17 protein-coding genes and 2 pseudogenes are annotated in these 18,356 nt (G+C 43.5%); 11 read left to right on the top strand and 8 right to left on the bottom strand.

What is annotated here, in order from left to right:
- Nucleotides 1-27 precede the first annotated feature (27 nt).
- From B853_RS06020 to B853_RS06000, 5 genes and pseudogenes are all read left to right on the top strand, one after another.
- Nucleotides 28-1,146 (top strand): glycosyltransferase, encoded by a 1,119-nt coding sequence (locus B853_RS06020; protein ID WP_038885944.1) that lies wholly within the window; start codon nucleotides 28-30, stop codon nucleotides 1,144-1,146.
- Nucleotides 1,143-2,570, top strand: a complete 1,428-nt coding sequence (locus B853_RS06015) for a GumC family protein (protein WP_038885945.1) — start codon at nucleotides 1,143-1,145, stop codon at nucleotides 2,568-2,570. Before B853_RS06020 ends, B853_RS06015 begins: the two co-directional genes overlap by 4 nt.
- 183 nt (nucleotides 2,571-2,753) lie before the next feature.
- A pseudogene (locus B853_RS06010) lies at nucleotides 2,754-3,862 on the top strand (glycosyltransferase).
- Complete coding sequence (locus B853_RS06005; RefSeq protein WP_038885949.1) at nucleotides 3,859-5,049, top strand: glycosyltransferase family 2 protein; 1,191 nt, start codon at nucleotides 3,859-3,861, stop codon at nucleotides 5,047-5,049. The pseudogene B853_RS06010 and the gene B853_RS06005 overlap by 4 nt, the downstream one beginning before the upstream one ends.
- A gap of 10 nt (nucleotides 5,050-5,059) precedes the next feature.
- Nucleotides 5,060-5,692 (top strand): sugar transferase, encoded by a 633-nt coding sequence (locus tag B853_RS06000; protein ID WP_010448176.1) that lies wholly within the window; start codon nucleotides 5,060-5,062, stop codon nucleotides 5,690-5,692.
- A 21-nt stretch (nucleotides 5,693-5,713) separates the two neighbouring features.
- Here B853_RS06000 and B853_RS05995 read toward each other — a convergent pair whose 3' ends face one another.
- Nucleotides 5,714-6,100, bottom strand: coding sequence for an ATP-binding protein (locus B853_RS05995; protein WP_038885951.1), 387 nt, complete (start codon nucleotides 6,098-6,100; stop codon nucleotides 5,714-5,716).
- Nucleotides 6,101-6,387: 287 nt separating this feature from the next.
- Between B853_RS05995 and B853_RS05990 the strand changes: the two genes are divergently transcribed.
- The 3 genes and pseudogenes from B853_RS05990 (at nucleotide 6,388) to B853_RS05980 (ending at nucleotide 11,045) form a co-directional block, all read left to right on the top strand.
- On the top strand, nucleotides 6,388-9,492 hold the full coding sequence (locus B853_RS05990; RefSeq protein WP_038885952.1) for a response regulator: 3,105 nt from the start codon (nucleotides 6,388-6,390) through the stop codon (nucleotides 9,490-9,492).
- A gap of 11 nt (nucleotides 9,493-9,503) precedes the next feature.
- Nucleotides 9,504-9,989: a hypothetical protein gene (locus B853_RS05985; RefSeq protein WP_128826826.1), complete on the top strand. Its 486-nt coding sequence runs from the start codon at nucleotides 9,504-9,506 to the stop codon at nucleotides 9,987-9,989.
- Nucleotide 9,990: 1 nt separating this feature from the next.
- Nucleotides 9,991-11,045, top strand: a pseudogene (locus B853_RS05980) (porin).
- Nucleotides 11,046-11,107: 62 nt separating this feature from the next.
- Here B853_RS05980 and B853_RS05975 read toward each other — a convergent pair.
- The 4 genes from B853_RS05975 to cyaB all read right to left on the bottom strand — a co-directional run bounded on the left by B853_RS05975 (nucleotide 11,108) and on the right by cyaB (nucleotide 14,100).
- The gene (locus B853_RS05975; protein WP_038885959.1) at nucleotides 11,108-12,046 is read right to left on the bottom strand and encodes a DMT family transporter; all 939 of its coding nucleotides are present in this window, start codon (nucleotides 12,044-12,046) and stop codon (nucleotides 11,108-11,110) included.
- Nucleotides 12,047-12,230: 184 nt separating this feature from the next.
- Nucleotides 12,231-12,845 (bottom strand): sugar O-acetyltransferase, encoded by a 615-nt coding sequence (locus B853_RS05970; protein ID WP_038885960.1) that lies wholly within the window; start codon nucleotides 12,843-12,845, stop codon nucleotides 12,231-12,233.
- 239 nt (nucleotides 12,846-13,084) lie between these two features.
- Nucleotides 13,085-13,414 carry a hypothetical protein gene (locus B853_RS05965; protein WP_038885963.1) on the bottom strand — a complete coding sequence of 110 codons (330 nt, stop codon included), beginning with the start codon at nucleotides 13,412-13,414 and terminating at the stop codon, nucleotides 13,085-13,087.
- Nucleotides 13,415-13,551: 137 nt separating this feature from the next.
- Entirely contained in the window at nucleotides 13,552-14,100 is a 549-nt protein-coding gene (gene cyaB / locus B853_RS05960) for a class IV adenylate cyclase (protein WP_038885965.1), read from the bottom strand.
- Nucleotides 14,101-14,206: 106 nt separating this feature from the next.
- Between cyaB and B853_RS05955 the strand changes: the two genes are divergently transcribed.
- Together B853_RS05955 and B853_RS05950 are read left to right on the top strand one after the other, a co-directional pair.
- The gene (locus B853_RS05955) at nucleotides 14,207-14,833 is read left to right on the top strand and encodes a DJ-1/PfpI family protein (RefSeq protein ID WP_038885967.1); all 627 of its coding nucleotides are present in this window, start codon (nucleotides 14,207-14,209) and stop codon (nucleotides 14,831-14,833) included.
- Nucleotides 14,826-15,266, top strand: a complete 441-nt coding sequence (locus B853_RS05950; protein ID WP_038885968.1) for a MarR family winged helix-turn-helix transcriptional regulator — start codon at nucleotides 14,826-14,828, stop codon at nucleotides 15,264-15,266. Before B853_RS05955 ends, B853_RS05950 begins: the two co-directional genes overlap by 8 nt.
- 38 nt (nucleotides 15,267-15,304) lie before the next feature.
- Here the strand turns inward: B853_RS05950 and B853_RS05945 are convergent, their stop codons facing one another.
- Together B853_RS05945 and B853_RS05940 are read right to left on the bottom strand one after the other, a co-directional pair.
- Complete coding sequence (locus B853_RS05945) at nucleotides 15,305-15,739, bottom strand: Mpo1 family 2-hydroxy fatty acid dioxygenase (protein WP_009706035.1); 435 nt, start codon at nucleotides 15,737-15,739, stop codon at nucleotides 15,305-15,307.
- Nucleotides 15,740-16,000: 261 nt separating this feature from the next.
- Nucleotides 16,001-16,483 (bottom strand): MarR family winged helix-turn-helix transcriptional regulator, encoded by a 483-nt coding sequence (locus B853_RS05940; RefSeq protein ID WP_038885972.1) that lies wholly within the window; start codon nucleotides 16,481-16,483, stop codon nucleotides 16,001-16,003.
- Nucleotides 16,484-16,603: 120 nt separating this feature from the next.
- Here B853_RS05940 and B853_RS05935 point away from each other — a divergent pair, with 120 nt between their 5' ends.
- The gene (locus B853_RS05935; protein WP_038885974.1) at nucleotides 16,604-17,509 is read left to right on the top strand and encodes a DMT family transporter; all 906 of its coding nucleotides are present in this window, start codon (nucleotides 16,604-16,606) and stop codon (nucleotides 17,507-17,509) included.
- Nucleotides 17,510-17,673: 164 nt separating this feature from the next.
- Here the strand turns inward: B853_RS05935 and B853_RS05930 are convergent, their stop codons facing one another.
- Complete coding sequence (locus tag B853_RS05930; RefSeq protein WP_038885976.1) at nucleotides 17,674-18,234, bottom strand: HdeD family acid-resistance protein; 561 nt, start codon at nucleotides 18,232-18,234, stop codon at nucleotides 17,674-17,676.
- Between the last annotated feature and the right edge of the window lie 122 nt (nucleotides 18,235-18,356).

Here is an 18,356-nt window from a genome sequence, read left to right as displayed (position 1 = left end):
GCAGTTTAAGTTTATTCGGAGTCGTTTATGAAAGAGATTGTGGTTTTTGGGGAAGATTTTGGCGGCCTACCTTCATCGACTCAGCATATCATCAAGAAACTTAGCCGTAGTTATCGCATACTGTGGGTTAACTCTATCGGCCTTCGACAACCTACCTTATCAACCAAGGATTTAAAACGGGCACTCTCAAAAGTCAAAAGCCGATTTCACTCCAAGAAAGAAGCAAACTACTCAAACAGTAAGTTTCACAATATCGATGTCGTAGATTGCCTCACCATACCGGCCCCTAAAACTCGCTTTGCACGACGTATTGCCTGTGAAATGATCAAATTCCAACTTACAAACACCCTGAGAAAACTCAAGTTCGATAAACCCATTTTTTGGACTTCGTTACCAACTGCTGCAGATGTTTGCCAGTCAATGAGCAACAACGGTGTTATCTATTACTGTGGTGACGATTTCTCTGCATTAGCAGGGGTTGATCACAAGACTGTCATACGCCACGAGTCGGATTTGGTGCAATACGCCGACCTTATACTCGTGGCAAGTGAATCACTTGCTGACAGGTTTCCATCACAAAAAACCTTTGTTGTGCCTCATGGTGTTGACTATGACTTATTCTCCACCCCGACTTCGAGTGCGAATGACTTACCATCCCCAAAGGAGAACGTTATTGGCTTTTACGGGAGCCTTTCCAATTGGTTAGATTACGACTTAATCAAGCAGGTTGCCTTGCAATGCCCAGACTGGACCTTGGTATTTATTGGTCCATGTGAGTTGACCACAAACTTGCTACCCAACTTGCCGAATGTGCGCTACCTAGGGACGAAACCACATACCGATTTGCCTAAATACTCTCAGCATTGGGCGGTAAGTTGGTTACCTTTTGTCGATAACAAACAGATCAGAGCATGTAACCCACTAAAATTACTCGAGTATCTTGCTGCAGGAAAGCCAGTAATCAGTACACACTTTCCCGCTATCGATCCTTATAAAGGGATGATCAACGTTGTAAATAACGCCACAGATGTAAAAAAGTGCATGGATAGCCTCATCCCCGTTGATAAAGAGAAAATGAGCATCGTTAGACAGCAAAGCTGGGATAGCAAAGCGCTCTACATTGATGAACTAGTGAGGCAGTTATGAACGACCTAAGAAGTAACCTAACCGCGATGTTAGTTGGCGCTTGGCGAAGAAGATATTTGATCGTCCTACCAATGTTAATACTGCCCATTCTCGGTTTGGGTGTGAGTAGGTTACTGCCAACAACCTATATCTCTCATACCAGCATGTTGATACAAGAAACAGCGAAATTGAATCCGTTTCTTGAAGACATCGCTGTCTCGACCATGCTCAAAGATCGACTCAGTGCACTAAGCACTTTGCTTAAAAGTCGCCACGTACTCTACTCTGTGGCCACAGAGCAAGGACTGATTGATCAACACACTACGGATGCACAACGCGACTATATCATCGGACAATTAGCCTCCCAGTTGTCTGTTCATCAGTTAGGTAAAGATTTCATTCAAATTCAGCTAAAAAGCCCTCACTCTGAAGGAATGGACACGCTGCTTACTTCTGTAAGCGAACACTTTATTGAGCAGTTACTCGCGCCAGAACGCTCATCGATTAAGGATTCAAGCCACTTCCTCAACATGCATATTACTAAGCGAAGAGAACAACTCGACAAAGCCGAGTTAGCTTATGCCGAATATAAAAATGCCTATTCACACGCTACGCCAGAAATGCAATCTCAAAGTCTTGCTCGCTTAGCTAGCTTAAAGCAAACCTTGGCTGAAAAAGAAGCCGAACTGGCAGGTGTAGAAAGAAGCCTTGGCAGCTTGGACCAACAGTTGTCAAAAACTAACCCAGTGATTGGTAAGATAGAAGAACAGATTATCGAGATCCGCAGTGAACTTACTCTCCTTCGCGCAAGGTATACAGAAGCTCACAGCCTTGTTCAAGGCAAGTTACGTGAGCTCCAGCGGTTGGAGCAGGAACGCTCAATACTGATCAAATCGAAACAGCCGGAACTCAATAGCGCACAACTTTGGGACATCGCCAGCAACACCAAGCTCAGCCAATTAGGAGAAGCACAACCACTATTGGTCAGTCAGTTACATCAGTTACAAATCATGCGAGGTAAGTTTGAGTCACTCACGGAGGAAACCATTAGTCTGAAAAAAATGGTGACTGAACTTGAGTATGATGCCAACCGTTTTGGTAGCACGACGACAGACATTAACCGCCTTGCTCGAGACGTCTCAGTAAAACGAGAGCTCTATGAGGATCTTGTCGAGCGTTACGAAATGGCTCAACTTACTGGTTCATTGGGTAGCTTTGAAGAAGGAAAAAGAGTGAAAGTGATTGATGAACCTTTTGTACCCAGCTCTCCTTCAAACTTGCCAGCAATCGTATTTGTATTGTTAGGCTTTGTTGGCGGCGCAGGGTTAGGCATCAGCTTAGCCACCATTTTAGAACTGATAGATAACTCCATTCGTTCAAAGCAAAGCTTAGTAAAGAGCTTGGGCGTCCCGGTCATTACCGTGATCCCTCGAATTAAACCTTAACCCAAAGCTCATTTAAGTTTATTGAGCGCCATTCGTGGCGCTTTTGTTTTTTCTCACCTCGCCATTCTGATTCTCAAAATAAAACAACCTCCATACAGAAACATAGGTCATTGTTTTTAAATGATAATAATTTGGCACACCTCGTGCAGTTATCTATTAGAAACGTCATAATAGGTGAGTAAAATGAAAAAGAGAGTCAATCCAAAACAAGAGAAAAGAAACGTACTCCATGTCGTACAGCACCTAGCTCCTGGTGGCTTGGAAATGTTGGTATTGGAAATGCTACGTTTTGCTCCAGCTTCAGACCACGTCATGATCGTTAGCCTCGAAGGAACATCAGCCGACGCAATAAACAAGTGGGCGAATCTGAAGCCATACCAAAATAGCTTAATATTTTTAGACAAAAAGCCCGGCTTCTCCCCTTCCTGCTTGTATGACTTACTCAAGTTCATAGTCGGATTCAAGCCTGATGTGGTTCATACCCATCATATCGGCCCTTTGCTTTATGGGGGGGGCTCGCTGCTCGCATCACCACAACACCTGGCCTAATTCATACTGAGCATGACGCTTGGCATCTGAATAATAGAAAAGCAGCTCGACTACAATCACTTTTACTTAAGCTTTTGCGGCCTAAGGTTATCGCCGACGCCGATCTGGTTGCCAAGCAAATCATCTCAAAATTGGATTATCACGACGTAAACACCATTCATAATGGTATTGATTGCCACAGATTTGTTGCAGGACACCCACTGCAATCCCGCAAAGTTTTAGGACTCCCAACCAATAAAAAAATCATTGGTACCGCAGGGCGACTAGAACTCGTAAAGGGCCATTCTATTCTTATCCGAGCGCTCCACTCACTACCTGAAAATGTACATTTGGCAATTGCAGGCATGGGAAGCTGCCTACCAACTCTAAGGGCTCAAGTCGAGACTTTGGGCCTGAGTGATAGAGTCTCCTTTTTAGGCCTTGTCCAGGATATGCCGACCTTTTACCAAAGCCTCGATCTTTTCTGTCTCCCATCTCTACAAGAAGGCTTTCCACTCTCCACTTTAGAGGCTCAGGCATGTAACGTACCGTGCGTTGCATCAGACGTTGGCGCAGTCAGTGAAACACTATGCCCACAGAGCAGTGTACTAGTGCCACCAAATGCAGCAGAACCGCTCGCCAAAGCACTTCAACAGCAACTGAGTTCAGTTAACTCCTCACCTCGACATCATATTAAGCGCCACTTTGATATTCGAGAAATGATTAAACGCTACTCAAACCTAACCGAAGGAGCACAGCTATGATTGAAATTACATTGTTCATTACCTTCGGTATTTCCGTTACTTTAATTGTTTACCACCATATCGGTTACCCTTTACTGTTGAAGTTCTTGTCTAAAAGACATGTTGTTTCTTCAGCTTCAAACACTCTCGCACGTAGTTACGTAGACGGCAAAGCAGACCGATTTTTACCGAGCATCACAATCATTGTTCCAGCCTACAATGAAGAAAAGTGGATCGCGGAAAAAATCAGAAACCTCGCCTGTTTAGATTACCCTCGCAGCAAGCTGTCGATCATCATCGCTTGTGACGGCTGTGTAGATCGCACGGTAGAGATTGCAGAGCAAACCATACAAGAAGCAATCTGCGCAGATACTCTGTTTATCATTCAGAACTTCTCAGCGAATAGAGGGAAAATCGCGGTTATTAATGATCTCGTTCCGACGGTAACCTCCGATATTACCGTTCTTAGTGATGTCTCCGCGTTGATTTCATGCGACTCCTTGCTAATCGCTGCTCATCACTTTCGAAACCGACAAGTGGGAGTAGTCAATGCTGCCTATCAATTACTTAACTCTCAAAATCCAGGCGAAGTAAAGTATTGGCATTACCAAAGTAACCTAAAGTACTTTGAATCTCTTGTTGGCTCTTCTATTGGTTCTCACGGTGCATTCTACGCTTTCCGTACCGAACTCTTTTCTCCGCTGGCTGGCAACATTATTAATGATGACTTTGTATTGCCGATGAACATTGTCGCAAAAGGGAAAAACGCGATTTATGAACCTAAAATGCGAGCACTTGAACTTGAACAAAGTGACAGAAAAATGGACTTTAAACGTCGACTTCGTATTTCGGCCGGTAACATGCAGCAACTTATTAAGCTTCACCAGTTATTAAAACCGAGGTATCGAGGAACAGCCTTTACCTTTTTCTCTGGCAAAGCGCTTAGAGTCGCCATTCCGTATTTAATGCTGATGAGCTTCGCTTGTTCAATAGCATTGATGGAATACTGGCTGTTCCAGTACATCCTTATTGCTCAAATAGTGGTTTACTCCGTTTTCGCAATTGCACATTTCATTCCTCAGCACCTCATCAGCAAACCCTTGAAACTAGGAAGTTACTTGTTGGTAGGACACTACGCTAATTTTATTGGCGGCTTAAGATATTTGTTAGGTTTAGAGCGTCACCGTTGGACTCGCGTGCACCACTAAGGGGAACATTATGAAGTCAGTACAATCAAGAATTCGCAACTCAAAACGTATCTTCGACGTGGTTATTTCATTGGTTATTTTGTTAATCACACTACCCTTATTTCCATTGATAGCACTAGCGATAATAAGTAGCTCTAAAGGGCCTGTGATATATCGCCAGCTTCGCGTTGGGCGCTCAACGCCAGATCAAATGGATTTATTCAATATCATGAAGTTTCGTACCATGTATGTGGATGCAGAGCAACGTTCTGGCGCAGTGTGGGCAAGCAAGAACGATCCGAGAATTACACCTGTGGGGCGTGTTCTTCGCAAAACCCGACTTGATGAGATTCCACAGCTTTTCAATGTACTAAAGGGGGAGATGTCATTAATCGGCCCTAGACCCGAGCGCCCTGATTTTTACCAAAAACTAGAAGATGAAATTCCGTTTTTTGTCGAACGCACCTATGGCGTATTGCCTGGTATTACAGGGTTAGCGCAGGTAAATCAAGGATATGACTCATGCATTGAAGATGTCAGAAGAAAAGTCGCATTCGATCATAGCTATGCGCTGAGTTTGGATTCGTACAAAAGCTGGATTACTACGGACATCTCTATAATGACAAGAACTTTGGTTGTGATGATTGATGGTAGAGGTCAATAGAAACTCGCGCTCACTTGCCCATTAGTCTTGCCATTGGCGGCGCATTTTATCGATGGTCGCCAATGGGACACCATGAACACTTTGGTATTCACCAGTGCAAATATGAATCTCTACAGGAATGCCTTCGCTTTTACACAAATCTAAGTAGCGTTGCATTTCCCAACGTTGCACAAAAGTATTGCTGACAATGACAACACGGTTTCGCTTTAACCACTTCTTTGTTTGCGAAAAGCACCATTGGTGAGCATCCCCAAGGAGTTGAGCGTCAAACTGGTACTCCCCTTTATCTGTTTCAAAGAACATATCCGCTTCAAAGTGCTTGGCATCTTGTTGAACCGCAAGTTCTCGAGCCAACGTCGATTTGCCGGAACCAGGAAGGCCTCGAATTAAAATTAGTTTTGCAGTCATACTCTTGAGTTCACTTTATAAAGACTTGGCCGGAGCGTATTTAACACCAACTTGATTCCACGGTGAAGTAACTTTTTATTCCGATCTATTTCATGCCCTCCCTATATACTCAAGTAACCTCAAAATGCTTGGTTCAGCGAGAATGACGTGGTTTGAAGGCAAGGCAACAATAAAGCGACCATTAGACCTAAGGTGTGATTTGGGTTCTATTATCTTGTTGTAATCATGCACATTATTAAGACTAAACTACACTTTTTATATCAACTGGTTTTATATGGATGTAAACAGTGGCGCGAGCGATTTCTTGGAACAACTTTTCTGTTAAGCATAAACTTATTAGCCTAGTGCTACTGCCTATATGTATGTTGCTTATACTGGCAACTCAACAAGTACTAAGCCTCTCTGAGCAAGCCAATACACTACAACGAGCAGAGCTGTTCTCAAAGTATGTCGATAAGATGTCAGAGATTTACCAAATCACTCAGGACAGTAATGCCGCGTCTCCTATAACCGACATTAAGTTCCGAATATCAGAACTATCTACACTAACTCCAACACTGTTCAATAGCTCACACGTTAATGCGAAAGATGCGCTTGCCGATTTAAAAGAAAGCACAATATCTCTGGTTGAAACGACTGCATCGGAAGATAGGCTTGATTTAGCTGAGTGGGTCTCTGACAGCTACAAACAACTCTTAATTGAGTTAGAAAAAGTCCCATTCACGAATGCAACACCGGAAATCAAAGAGCATTTAACAGCCCTAACCCAACTCGAATGGCTACTGTTTTGGTCTAATGAAGAGAACAGACTTAGCCAAATCCTTGTAAAAAGCGCACAACAAGGTGAGTACGACGACGAATTTCGTAGCACTATTCTTTCGCTCATACAGAGCCAACAACTATTTTTAGAGCGATTCCTTAATCTGAATGCTAACCAAGAACAGGTCTCCCTTCTTCTCGATACCTTTACCAGTGATGCCTTTGTGCAAAGCCAGGATTTTCGGAGTTACCTATTAAATCGTAGTGATCTTGATGAGCTCTCTTCCCTTGAAATTGAAACAGGACTACAAGCGCTAAAAACAAGGTTAGAGCTCCTAATCGACGTGGATACTACAATTAAAGCGCAGTTAACTCATGATGTAGAAAGTGCAATTAGAAAAGCAGAACGAGAGCAGTTGATTTTCATACTTATCATCGGATTAATGACATTATTAGTCATTTATTCGGTATTGAAGCTTAGTCATAAAGTGACTCAAGATCTTAAGCTTGTCCTCAAGTTTCTAAAAAGAGATGACTCAAAGCAAGATGACAGTCTCAAACAGATAGTAAAAGGAAAAGACGAGCTCAGCCAATTTGCGAAAGAAGTTCAGCGCCTAAGCTACGAGCGGCAGGAAGCAAGTATCAAACTCAAGCAAGCGAAGGAAGATGCTGAGCAAGCAAAAGATGATGCGATACAAGCAAGTAAGGCCAAAAGTAGCTTCCTTGCCAATATGTCACACGAAATCCGAACACCACTAAACGGCGTGATTGGTATTTCCGAAGTACTCTCTGAAACGCCTCTCACCGCAACACAGCTCGATTACGTTGACACCATTGAAACCTCTTCACATCTGCTTCTCAGCTTAATCAATGACATATTGGACTTCTCCAAGATTGAGTCAGGCATGTTACTCATCAGCCCACACTCTACCTGTATCCGTGAATCCATATACGACATTGCCTCGATCGTATCCCCGAAGGCGAAAGAGAAAGGCATTGTGCTAGATGTCTCTATCAGTCCAAATACCCCGTACCGAGTGATGATAGACGATCATCGCTTACGCCAGATTATGATGAACTTTATCTCAAACGCAGTGAAGTTTACCGATAAAGGCTATGTACAGTTAGCCATCGAAACAAAACAACGTACAGGAACAAAAGCAAACATTGAGTTCTCAGTGTCGGATTCCGGTATCGGGATTGATGAAGGGCAGCAAAAGAAGATCTTTGAACCCTTTGCTCAAGAAGATGATTCAACCACACGTCAGTTCGGCGGAACTGGGTTGGGTTTAGCTATCAGTACGCAGCTGGTGGAGTTGATGGGAGGGAAAATAAAACTAGATTCGAAAAAAGGGATTGGTAGCCGATTCTACTTCGAACTTGAACTCGATATTCAGCAAGCTCGTTATGAGAACATCAGTAATACGGAAACAAGCAAGCCCGTTACCCTACTCTATGATGATTCTAGCTTTGGTGAACGATTGATTAACGAATTGAGCTTTTACAATATCGCTTGCTCTTCGACACACTACCGTTGCATCGATAAACCTGTTGCTACGCAACTACCAACGAGTAGCGTTTTAGTTTATGTAGAAAGTGAACCTAACTGTGCCAACAAGCAGACATCTTATTTCCGACAGCTAGAAGCCTGTGATATTCATGTATGCCTCATTCGCCACCTTCACAGTGAGCAATTTGATTTTGAGAAAAATATCAGTGCAGTGATTACGCAGCCACTTCTTGGCCAACGACTTGCCAAAGCAATCAAGACATGCATGGCGAGATCACCCCATCTCGATGCTGATTTTAACGCTGAACACCTGCCAACATCCGGAAAAGTTCTCATTGTGGATGATAACAATGTGAACCAAAAAATAGCGGGGCTGCACGTACGCAAAGCTGGATTCGACTTTGATTTCGCAAATGACGGTCAGGAAGCGCTTGAGATGTACCAAGCCAATCAGTATTGCTTAATCTTAATGGACTGCATGATGCCCGTTATGGATGGCTTCGAAGCGACAAAACGTATCCGTCAAATTGAAGCCGAACAGAACAAACCTAAGATCCCTATTATAGCGCTAACTGCTAGCGTAGTGGATGACGACATCCAGAAGTGCTTTAACGTAGGTATGACTGATTACATGGCAAAACCATTTAAAGCCAATCTTCTTCAAGACAAAATGTTACAAGCCATCGCTGATAAGCCAGAGGCTGCAGCCACTTCGATCATAGAAGAGTCGCCCAAAAACACAGCAAACAAAAACGGAAGAATTTTGCTGGTTGAAGACAATAACGTGAACCAGAAAGTCGCTTCACTCCTACTCAGTAAAGCTGGTTATCAGTTTGAAATCGCGGAAAATGGGCAAGTTGCCGTAGATATGTTCCAACAAGATAGAGGATTCGACATTATCTTGATGGATTGCATGATGCCAATAAAAGATGGATTTGAGGCAACCCGAGAGATTCGACAGTTTGAGCAAGACTCTGGTCTATCTAAAACACCAATCATTGCACTGACAGCAAGTGTGGTGGACGACGACATTCAACGCTGTTTTGATTCTGGTATGGACGCATACGTACCGAAGCCAATACGTAAAGAAAAGCTGATTCACCAAATTGAAAGCGTCATTTAACGAATAAGGTAATGGTTATGGATATCCATATCTTAGAGAAGAATAGAAGAATACTTAAAGTGCTGTTGAGTGTTCTTGTCTCACTCGCTGTCTTTCTTTCTTTTGATAGTAAAGCGCTCGCCGCGGACAGCTATGCAATTTTTTCCCTAAACTCGGAGTTTAATGAACTGAGCATTACGAAAGCCCGCAAGTTATATCGAGGAAAAACAAAACGCCTACAAGGCCATCGCGTTGAACTTGCAGATTGGCCAGATACGTCATCTGAACGTTCTGAGTTTTATCGTTATTTGCTCAACAAGAACATTGCACAAATGAACGCGCATTGGGCTAGCTTATCGTTTTCAGGCAAAGCGCGCCCACCGAAAGTCATTGATAACTCAAACATAGACACGCTTTTAGAATGGATGAAAGAAAAGCCAAATCGCATTGGTTACGCTCCCGTCAGTAGCCTCCCATCAAATGCGCAAATCCTCTACGTAGTAAGTTCGGAGAAATAATATGAAGAAAACACTGATTGCATTATTTGTTTCTTGTATCACGGCTCCAAGTTACTCAGCGATCGAGATTACTGACAACCTAACGCTTAGCGGTTTTGGCTCGACTTCATGGGCGTCATCTGACAATGAAATGCCACTTCTCGTGAATCGATTTATTAACGACAAGAACTGCTACGATTGTGACACCACGTTCGGCCTGCAACTCGACTTCTATTACGATGCCTTTAAAGCCTCTGCTCAAGTGGTCAAACGACCTCAGGATCACTGGAGTAATCCTCAGTTAGAATGGGCTTATATCGCTTACACGTATGAGAACGTCGAGTTTCGTGGGGGGGGCGACTAAGAATGCCGCTATTCTTAGCATCTGAGTATTACTTTGTCGGCCATGCATTTACACCAGCTCGCCCGCCTAATGAAGTCTATGACAGTATTCTTGGTATTACCGCATACAATGGACTCTCCGTCCTTTGGAATCACGATATAAATGAAAGCCTTACTTTAACAACAACACCATTTATCGGATTTAAAGACGACAGCAGTGTTGATTACAACGACACCACTGAACTAAAGTTCACGACCGATGGCATGTACGGCATTAACCTCGTCCTTAGTGGCGACAATTATCGCTGGAATTTTGGCTATCTTGATGCGAAATACGATCTGGAAACTATACTCACGAATGTTAACTTGGCCATGAAAGAGACAGACCAAAGAATACAGCTATTTTCGCTCGGGGCCGTGTATGAGCTAGATGCCCTCACCTTAACTGTCGAAGGTCAAACCAACGATATTGCCTCTGCGTGGTATGTACAAGGTTCTTACAACCTCAACGAATTCACGCCCTACGCGACGTATGGCCAACAATTTGATGACCAAGAGCACAAAGATGGTGACAGCTATTTATTGGGGGTGAGATACGATCTCCACTACAACGTGTCACTTAATGCAGAATGGCAACACTTCAAAGCCTATCGCAATGCCTCTGGTGCGTTTGTTGATACTCCAGAAGACGATGACGCAAACATGTACACCATTATGGTGAACTTCGTCTTTTAGGCACTTGGCAGGTCGAACTTTTTCGACCTGCCCGTTCTACACGACTTGCCTGTTTCTTTTCGCTATTTGCTACGATTGATCACCACCACAGACGCAATGGTCAGCACCATGCCAATCGCGTGATACCAAGTGAATGCTTCGCCTAGTATGACAATCGCGCACAGCGCCGTCATAGCAGGACCGACATTACTGACTAAGCTTAAGTGCGCAGGATGCAAACGAGCCATTGCTGCTGCGATCAAATAGGAAGGAATGACAGTACAGAACAAACCTAATAGTACGCCAACAATGATCAGTTCTTTCCCCATGGTGTGCAATTCCAACTCACTGAATGACAAGTGAATGAGAATAGCGACACCCGCGCTCCCCATTCCAATGCTGGTAAAGATGGTGCTACCTAACTTGGCGATGCAGCCTTTGCTCAGCACCAGATACACCGCAAAAACAAACGCCGACAAAATCGCTAACCCACCGCCAAACCAGATTTGTTCGCCGTATTGGGAAAGATCATGGGCGACAATCAAGCCCACACCAACATACCCCAGCATTACTGCAATCAAAACATTGCGCTTCGGGGCTTGTCTTTCCTTAAACCACATAATCAGAACAACAAAAGTAGGGAAAAGAAAAATCAATAACCGCTCTAACTGCGCTGAAATATAGTTAAGCGCTGTGATATCTAAATAGCTTGCGAGATAGTACCCCAACACACCAATGGCGGCTGCTTTCACTCCATGCTGCTTTACTTGTGCTCGCTGCTCACACCGGCGCAACATCCAAAAGAGAATACAAAGATAGATAGGCAGCGAACTGATGGCTCGGAGCGTCATGATGCTGACTGCATCACCGCCATATTGATACGCCATTTTGACGAAAATAGGTTTAATCGAGAACAACAAAGTGCCTGCAAGTGCGAACATTACGCCTAATGTGATTGCACTCACCGCTCGCTTTTGAGGCTGACTTTCAGCATGGGGGCTGGGTTCAGATGCCGTATTCATTTTCTCTCCTTGACGATGTTTTCATGTTCAAACAAGGCTACGAGATAGAATACGACTCAGGCTGCATCTACTCGCAGCCAGGCACAACTCAACCTACCGACTGCTTGGCAAAGGGAGGAGGAGGAGCCAGAGGTTAGTTGTGCGTAGGATCATTCTAGTTTCCTAGTAAAGTAGAGAGTTTAGGCTAACCGTTGAATATATTTTGTTCAAGCTTACGGTCTTTAAAATAGTACTCTTTATCGTGTTGTCCGACCTCTCGTAGTACTCGACACGGATTACCAACCGCAACAACGTTGGCTGGAATATCCTTTGTCACCACACTACCAGCACCAATCACCGAGTTTTCACCAATCGTCACGCCCGGCAATACCACAGAGTTGGCCCCGATCCAGACGTTATTGCCAATATGAACAGGGATATTAAACTGCGCCACGTCGCGCCTTAGATCCGGGTCAATTGGGTGCCCTGCGGTCGCGATAGTGACATTCGGCCCAATCATTACGTGGTCACCGATATAGATATGAGTGTCATCAACTAGCGTTAGATTGAAATTGGCGTAAACATTATCACCAAGGTGAGTATGACAGCCCCAGTTCGCTCTCAATGGTGGTTCGATATAGCAATTCTTCCCAACTGACGCGAGCAGGCGATGCATAATCTCAACGCGTTTTTCACCTTCTGACGGGCGTGTCTGGTTATAGTCATATAAAGTCTCTAGACATTCGGTTTGCATTGCCGCCAATTCTTCATCATCACAAAAGTATACTTGTTGGCTATGTAGCATGGTTTTCTTATTCATTCTTGTTCCTGTAGGGAGATATTCTGTGGGAAATCTAGCAAAGAGCGAACAACAAAATCTTGGCAAAAATCATTAAATTCGTTTCGTATCGCAATCAGAATGGAATAATGCCATCAGGTACACAATTTGACGCGATACAAACGCACCTTGTTTAGACGCACAATGGCTAGAAAGTACAGGAATGAGATACGAGACATACGAGTAAAAAAGCCGCAACCCTCGAATATTGCAGCACCTTATCAAACGGACTTATTTTCTTGATTTCGGTTTTCTAATCGTGCTTTGAATTTCTTATTTCGGCGCTTTAATGCACGGAAAAATTTAGACTCTTCGTGATACCAGCCAATCACGCTGATCGGAAAGCCCACCAGCATCATGATAAACAGATCGGCTGGAAGCTGCTCCGTGATATCTCTGAGGGTTTGCAGCTCACCAAAGACGAACAACCCAATGACTTTGCCAACCAGCAATGCACAGCAGATCATCAAGAAAGACTTCACAATGTAGTGCCATTTGCCTTTCTTGCGCTCTTCTCGCCAATACACGTATTTGTGCTCGCGGTTGTACATTGCCCCTCCGAATCCGTGACATCGTCACTAGCTACTTGCATCTTTTAATGAACGTAGACACAGCGCTTTCACACTACTCTAATCATAGTGCGATTGGAGGGAGTTGCTTGTCAGACCAATAAGAAATGACGGGGATTTTACTGAGCGGTCCACATTTGTTTATATGAGCGCAATTCTCTGTTGGACTCATCCAAACCAAACATGCCTGCTAGTGCTTGCAGTTTTTGTTTGTAGCGTCCTAATGCGCTTTCATCGTCAGTCATGATTGCGAATTCTGCGAAATAACCGATGCCTTCAAGGTGGTCAAGCGTGATATGGAATTCACCGACAAAGTAGATACTGCGAGTCTTCTTAGTATGAAGAATCACCTCGTACCCCATGTTCTCCAACATGCTTTTTGCCGCGTGAGACTTGGTGATGTCTGTTGCTTCGCAACGATCTTCTTCCGGACCTTTAACAATCCAAAGCTTAATGCCAGATGGTTCAATTTCACGAATCACCAAGCTTTTGTTTTCGTTGGTTAGTTTGCGTTCCGGTGTATCGTAAAACCAATCTGATTCTTGGTTATCTTCGAACATCACCTCGTGTTGTAAGCTGCTTAGCGCGGTTAAAAACGCTCGCTTGTCTTTCACTCGGTATTTCAATTCAACTTCAAACTGACCCTGAAAATGATCTTCTGCACTCATGTACATTCCCCATAATTTATAGCTTTAAATTGAATTTATCATAAACCTTGAAACAATGACAGCATGCTGTCATTATTGTAGGCGTTACCATTTTAGAGGAAAAGTCATGAAAAGAATCGTTCACCTCGCAATATACGAGGGAATTTCTGACTGGGAATTTGGCTACGTAATAGCACATATAAATTCTCCAGAGTTTCAACAAAATAATCACAGTTACGAGGTCAAAACAGTAGGTAGAGACAAAAATTCTGTAAAATCTAAAGGCGGTATCACAATGCTTCCTGATTTGACTTTGGAAGAATTGAATCCACTCGACAGCGAAATGTTAATATTGTGTGGCTCTGATACTGCTGCTACCGGAGGTATCAGCGATTTCATTCAAAAAGCAAGACTATTCATCGAACAAAACAAATCTATTGCTGCCATATGCGGTGCAACGGCAGCGTTAGCCAAAGAAGGCCTGTTAGACGAGAGATCACATACAAGTAACTCCAAGGAGTTTTTGGAGATGATGGGTTACTCCGGTAGCAAATACTACGTTAATGCGCCTGCCGTTACCTGCAATCGTGTTATTACTGCAAGTGGTATCGAGCCTGTAGCTTTTGCGATCGAGATATTTAAAACCTTGAATCTATACTCAGAAAAAACATTAAGTTCATGGGAAAAGCTATTTTATCAGCGAGACATCAACGGATTCTTTGAATTGCTCGGCGAGGTGAAAAGTAATGCGTGATGCCAAACAAGACCTAAGTACATTAGCGCTTTCTATATTCGAACTTAATGGACACTTCCTTACCATCGCTGAACATATCGCAACACAAGCAAACTTAACTGCAACACGCTGGCAAATATTAGGTGCAGTGGAAAACCACCCTTTTACCCAAGCAGAAGTCGCTCGCAAGATGGGTATTACACGTCAGAGCGTTCAAAGAACAAGCAATCAACTCATAGACGACGGTCTTCTAGAAACCATTGAGAACCCTTCACACCAGAAAGCTAAATTGCTTCGTCCAACATCCAAAGGGTATGAAGTTTTATCAAAGCTCACTCCTTTTCATAAAGCTTACGCCGAAGAATTTTGCAATCAAGTTGGAGAGGAGAACATGCATGAGATCGTCGAAAACATAACCAAACTAAACGACATAATTACTCAGATAAACAAGTAACTTTGAGCTAATGGCCGATAAGCATTAACGCTCCCACGTTAATGCTTACGAAACACCCAAATTGGCCCAATTAAGAGGAACTGAACATCTTCAAAAAACGATGGTTTCTTCCCTTCGATTTTGTGCCCGATAAACTGGAAAATCCAAAGCACACCAAAAAGCAGCATCGAAATCTGTAAAACTGGCCAACCGAGTATGTCCATCGACCAGATTAGCCCAATACACGCAACGGTGTAGCCAATCATCATCATGAATACGCTGAGAGACAGACGGAAGTAGAAGATCCAAGCGGGTAAAGCAACGACCCACACCCAATTAAGATTGAATCCAAACAAAGGAATTTGCGGAATAGACCAAATCAACCCAACCACGGATAAAAAGATACCCGGCACAGCCACTTTATGAATCTTTTGATTGATTGGGTTTTGATGGCTTTCACCGTAGGCTTCTAACCATTCAGAGAGTTCACGCATAACTTCACCTTTAACATCACTATAACATTTATATAGTCGGTGCGAGTTAAAGGTGCGAGTTTTTGTTTGTTGATATTGGCGATAAGCGAAGTATCTGTGACCAAGAACAAACTATCTTACTGATATCAAAATGAAATACGCTGAGCTTATATTAATTTGGCGGCCACTAGATCATATGAGCATTCACATAAACGTACCAACAAACTGCTCTAGCTCTTCAATGCCCATGATTCATCCCAATCCGAAGCCTATGGAGCTCAGTTACTCATATTGAGGCAGTAACAGCTTTAACGCCTGGTTAACCTGCTCTCTTTCATCGCTGGTTAGCGAACCCATCAATTCATGTTGTGCCTGTAAATGCTGCTCAATAAGCGCATCGATCAACTCAAAACCTTTTGAAGTAAGTTGAACAGTGACACTGCGGCGATCTTCTTTACTGTGCTCTCGAGCAATTAAGCCTTTCTTTTCTAGCTTATCGAGTCGGTTAGTCATCGCACCAGAAGTCAGCATCATCGATGAGATCAACTCCGATGGAGTTAAGCGATAAGGTTCACCGCTACGACGCAACGTGGCTAATACATCGAACTCACCCATTTTGAGATCATAGCGCTTATGAACTTCGGCAACGTGGTTTTCCATATGCTTGGCAATCCGCATTAGACGTCCCATGATCGCCATCGGTTCGGTGTCGAGATCCGGCTTTTCCTTAGCCCACTGGCTTACCACTCTGTCAATTGCGTCCATTACCCTTTCATCTCCAAAGACATTTTGATTTACGAATTTATTTTAACATAAAGATACTTTACAAAAAGCAATAACGAGCGTACCTTTACAATAAATTATCTCAACGTAAAGATATTTAACATGAACATTTTACTCGCGATGATTCCGGCGTTCTTCTGGGGAACCACGTACGCCGTAGCACAGTTTACTTTGCCAGACTGGCCGCCAGTGTTACTTGGTGCACTACGAGCATTGCCAGCTGGTCTATTACTACTTGCTATCAAACCTTCATTACCAAAGAAACAAGATTGGAAGATCTTGCTTGTACTTGGCACGATTAATATCGCCCTCTTTTTCGGTCTCATTTTCGTGATGGCGTTAACCTTACCTTCTGCGATCTCTGGTGTGGGTATGATTTCAGTGCCTGTCTTTGCCATGCTATTTGGTTGGATGGTTTACAAGCGCCAACCGAGTCTTATTCAAGGGATCAGTGGTGCCACCCTTATCGCGCTGGCTTGGTTCTTGTTCGACCCGAGCTCGATTACGCTAAACCCGGTCGGTTTAGTGGCAATGTTGTCTGCCATTATGTGTATTGTGATTGGCAGCAGCGTAACTAAATCTTTAGGTTCAAGAATGCATTGGTGGACGGTGCTCACTTGGCAACTTATTTTAGGCGGCGTGATTTTATCTATCGCGGCAGGTGTACTAGCAAGCATTAACCCTGAGCCCTACGTTCAAGCTGTCCAAAACATCTCATTAAGAAACGTAAGTGGGTTGCTGTGGGTAATCGTACTCAACACGGCACTTGGCTACGGCATGTATGTATGGTTGTTGCAACGTATGTCGGTTGTTGACTTCACGTTTGGTGGCATTGCTAACCCTGTTGCAGGGATTGTATCTGGTCTGATTTTGATGGGTGAAAGCTTCACGCTCATTCAATACAGCCTAATGATCGGCATGATTACCATGTCACTGGTGCCTCAATTGGTTCTGTCATTTAAAGAAAAGCGCAATACCAACCACGCTAGAGCTTGTGAATCCAAATAACGCAGAACGTTAGCAGAACTTCCTATTCACGTAGAAAGCCCGAGTAGATACTCGGGCTTTTTGTTGTTTCGCAACTCACTTCAGCGTTATCGTTCTATAAAAAATGCCCACCAAACCGGCAGGCACTTTGTACTATTTAACCTCGAGATGCTAGATAACGCTCATTAAGAGAGCTTCTTCATTTGCATCCCCATAAAGATAAAGCTAATGCCTTCAATCAATAATGAGATGCCAACAAAAGTGCCCAACAATGTAGTCGAGAACGCAGGATCATCGAGCAGCATAAAGAAGTAGCCACCAATCAGAACAGAAATCACGCCACTGAGCACGATCACATTGCTGCTTGGTAAACTGCGATTGCTTAACCCGAAGAACACACGGGTTAAACCATTAAGAATCATCACAATCACCATCAACATCGTAATGGTGACAAGGCCCGCTAGTGGTTTAAACAGAATGAACAAGCCACCGACAATATACAGCACAGCACTTAAAACGTACCAAAGCTTCTCTTTCCACACGTTAATAGAAAATGTGTGGTATGCCTGAACCAAACCACTGAACAACAGTACCGCACCCACGATGGTCGAGATCGTTACGCCCGCAAGCACCGGCAAGCTCATAGCACCAATGCCCATTAAACAGATAATAACACCAACGATAACGAAGTATTTCCAGCCTTTAGACAAAAATGTAGGCTGTTGTGATTGATTAGAATTTTCCATTGAATGCCTCTTGAATTAAACGCGAGCCGCCTTTTCAGTCTAGTCTAATAAAACATTGAGAGTTCACAGACTTAGCAGAAAAACGTGTCCCGTTTTCATAATTTGATGTTAAACCTGTATCA

Source organism: Vibrio rotiferianus CAIM 577 = LMG 21460 (genome assembly GCF_002741985.1).
Lineage (GTDB): Bacteria > Pseudomonadota > Gammaproteobacteria > Enterobacterales > Vibrionaceae > Vibrio > Vibrio rotiferianus.
This window is presented reverse-complemented; position numbering and strand designations above follow the sequence as displayed.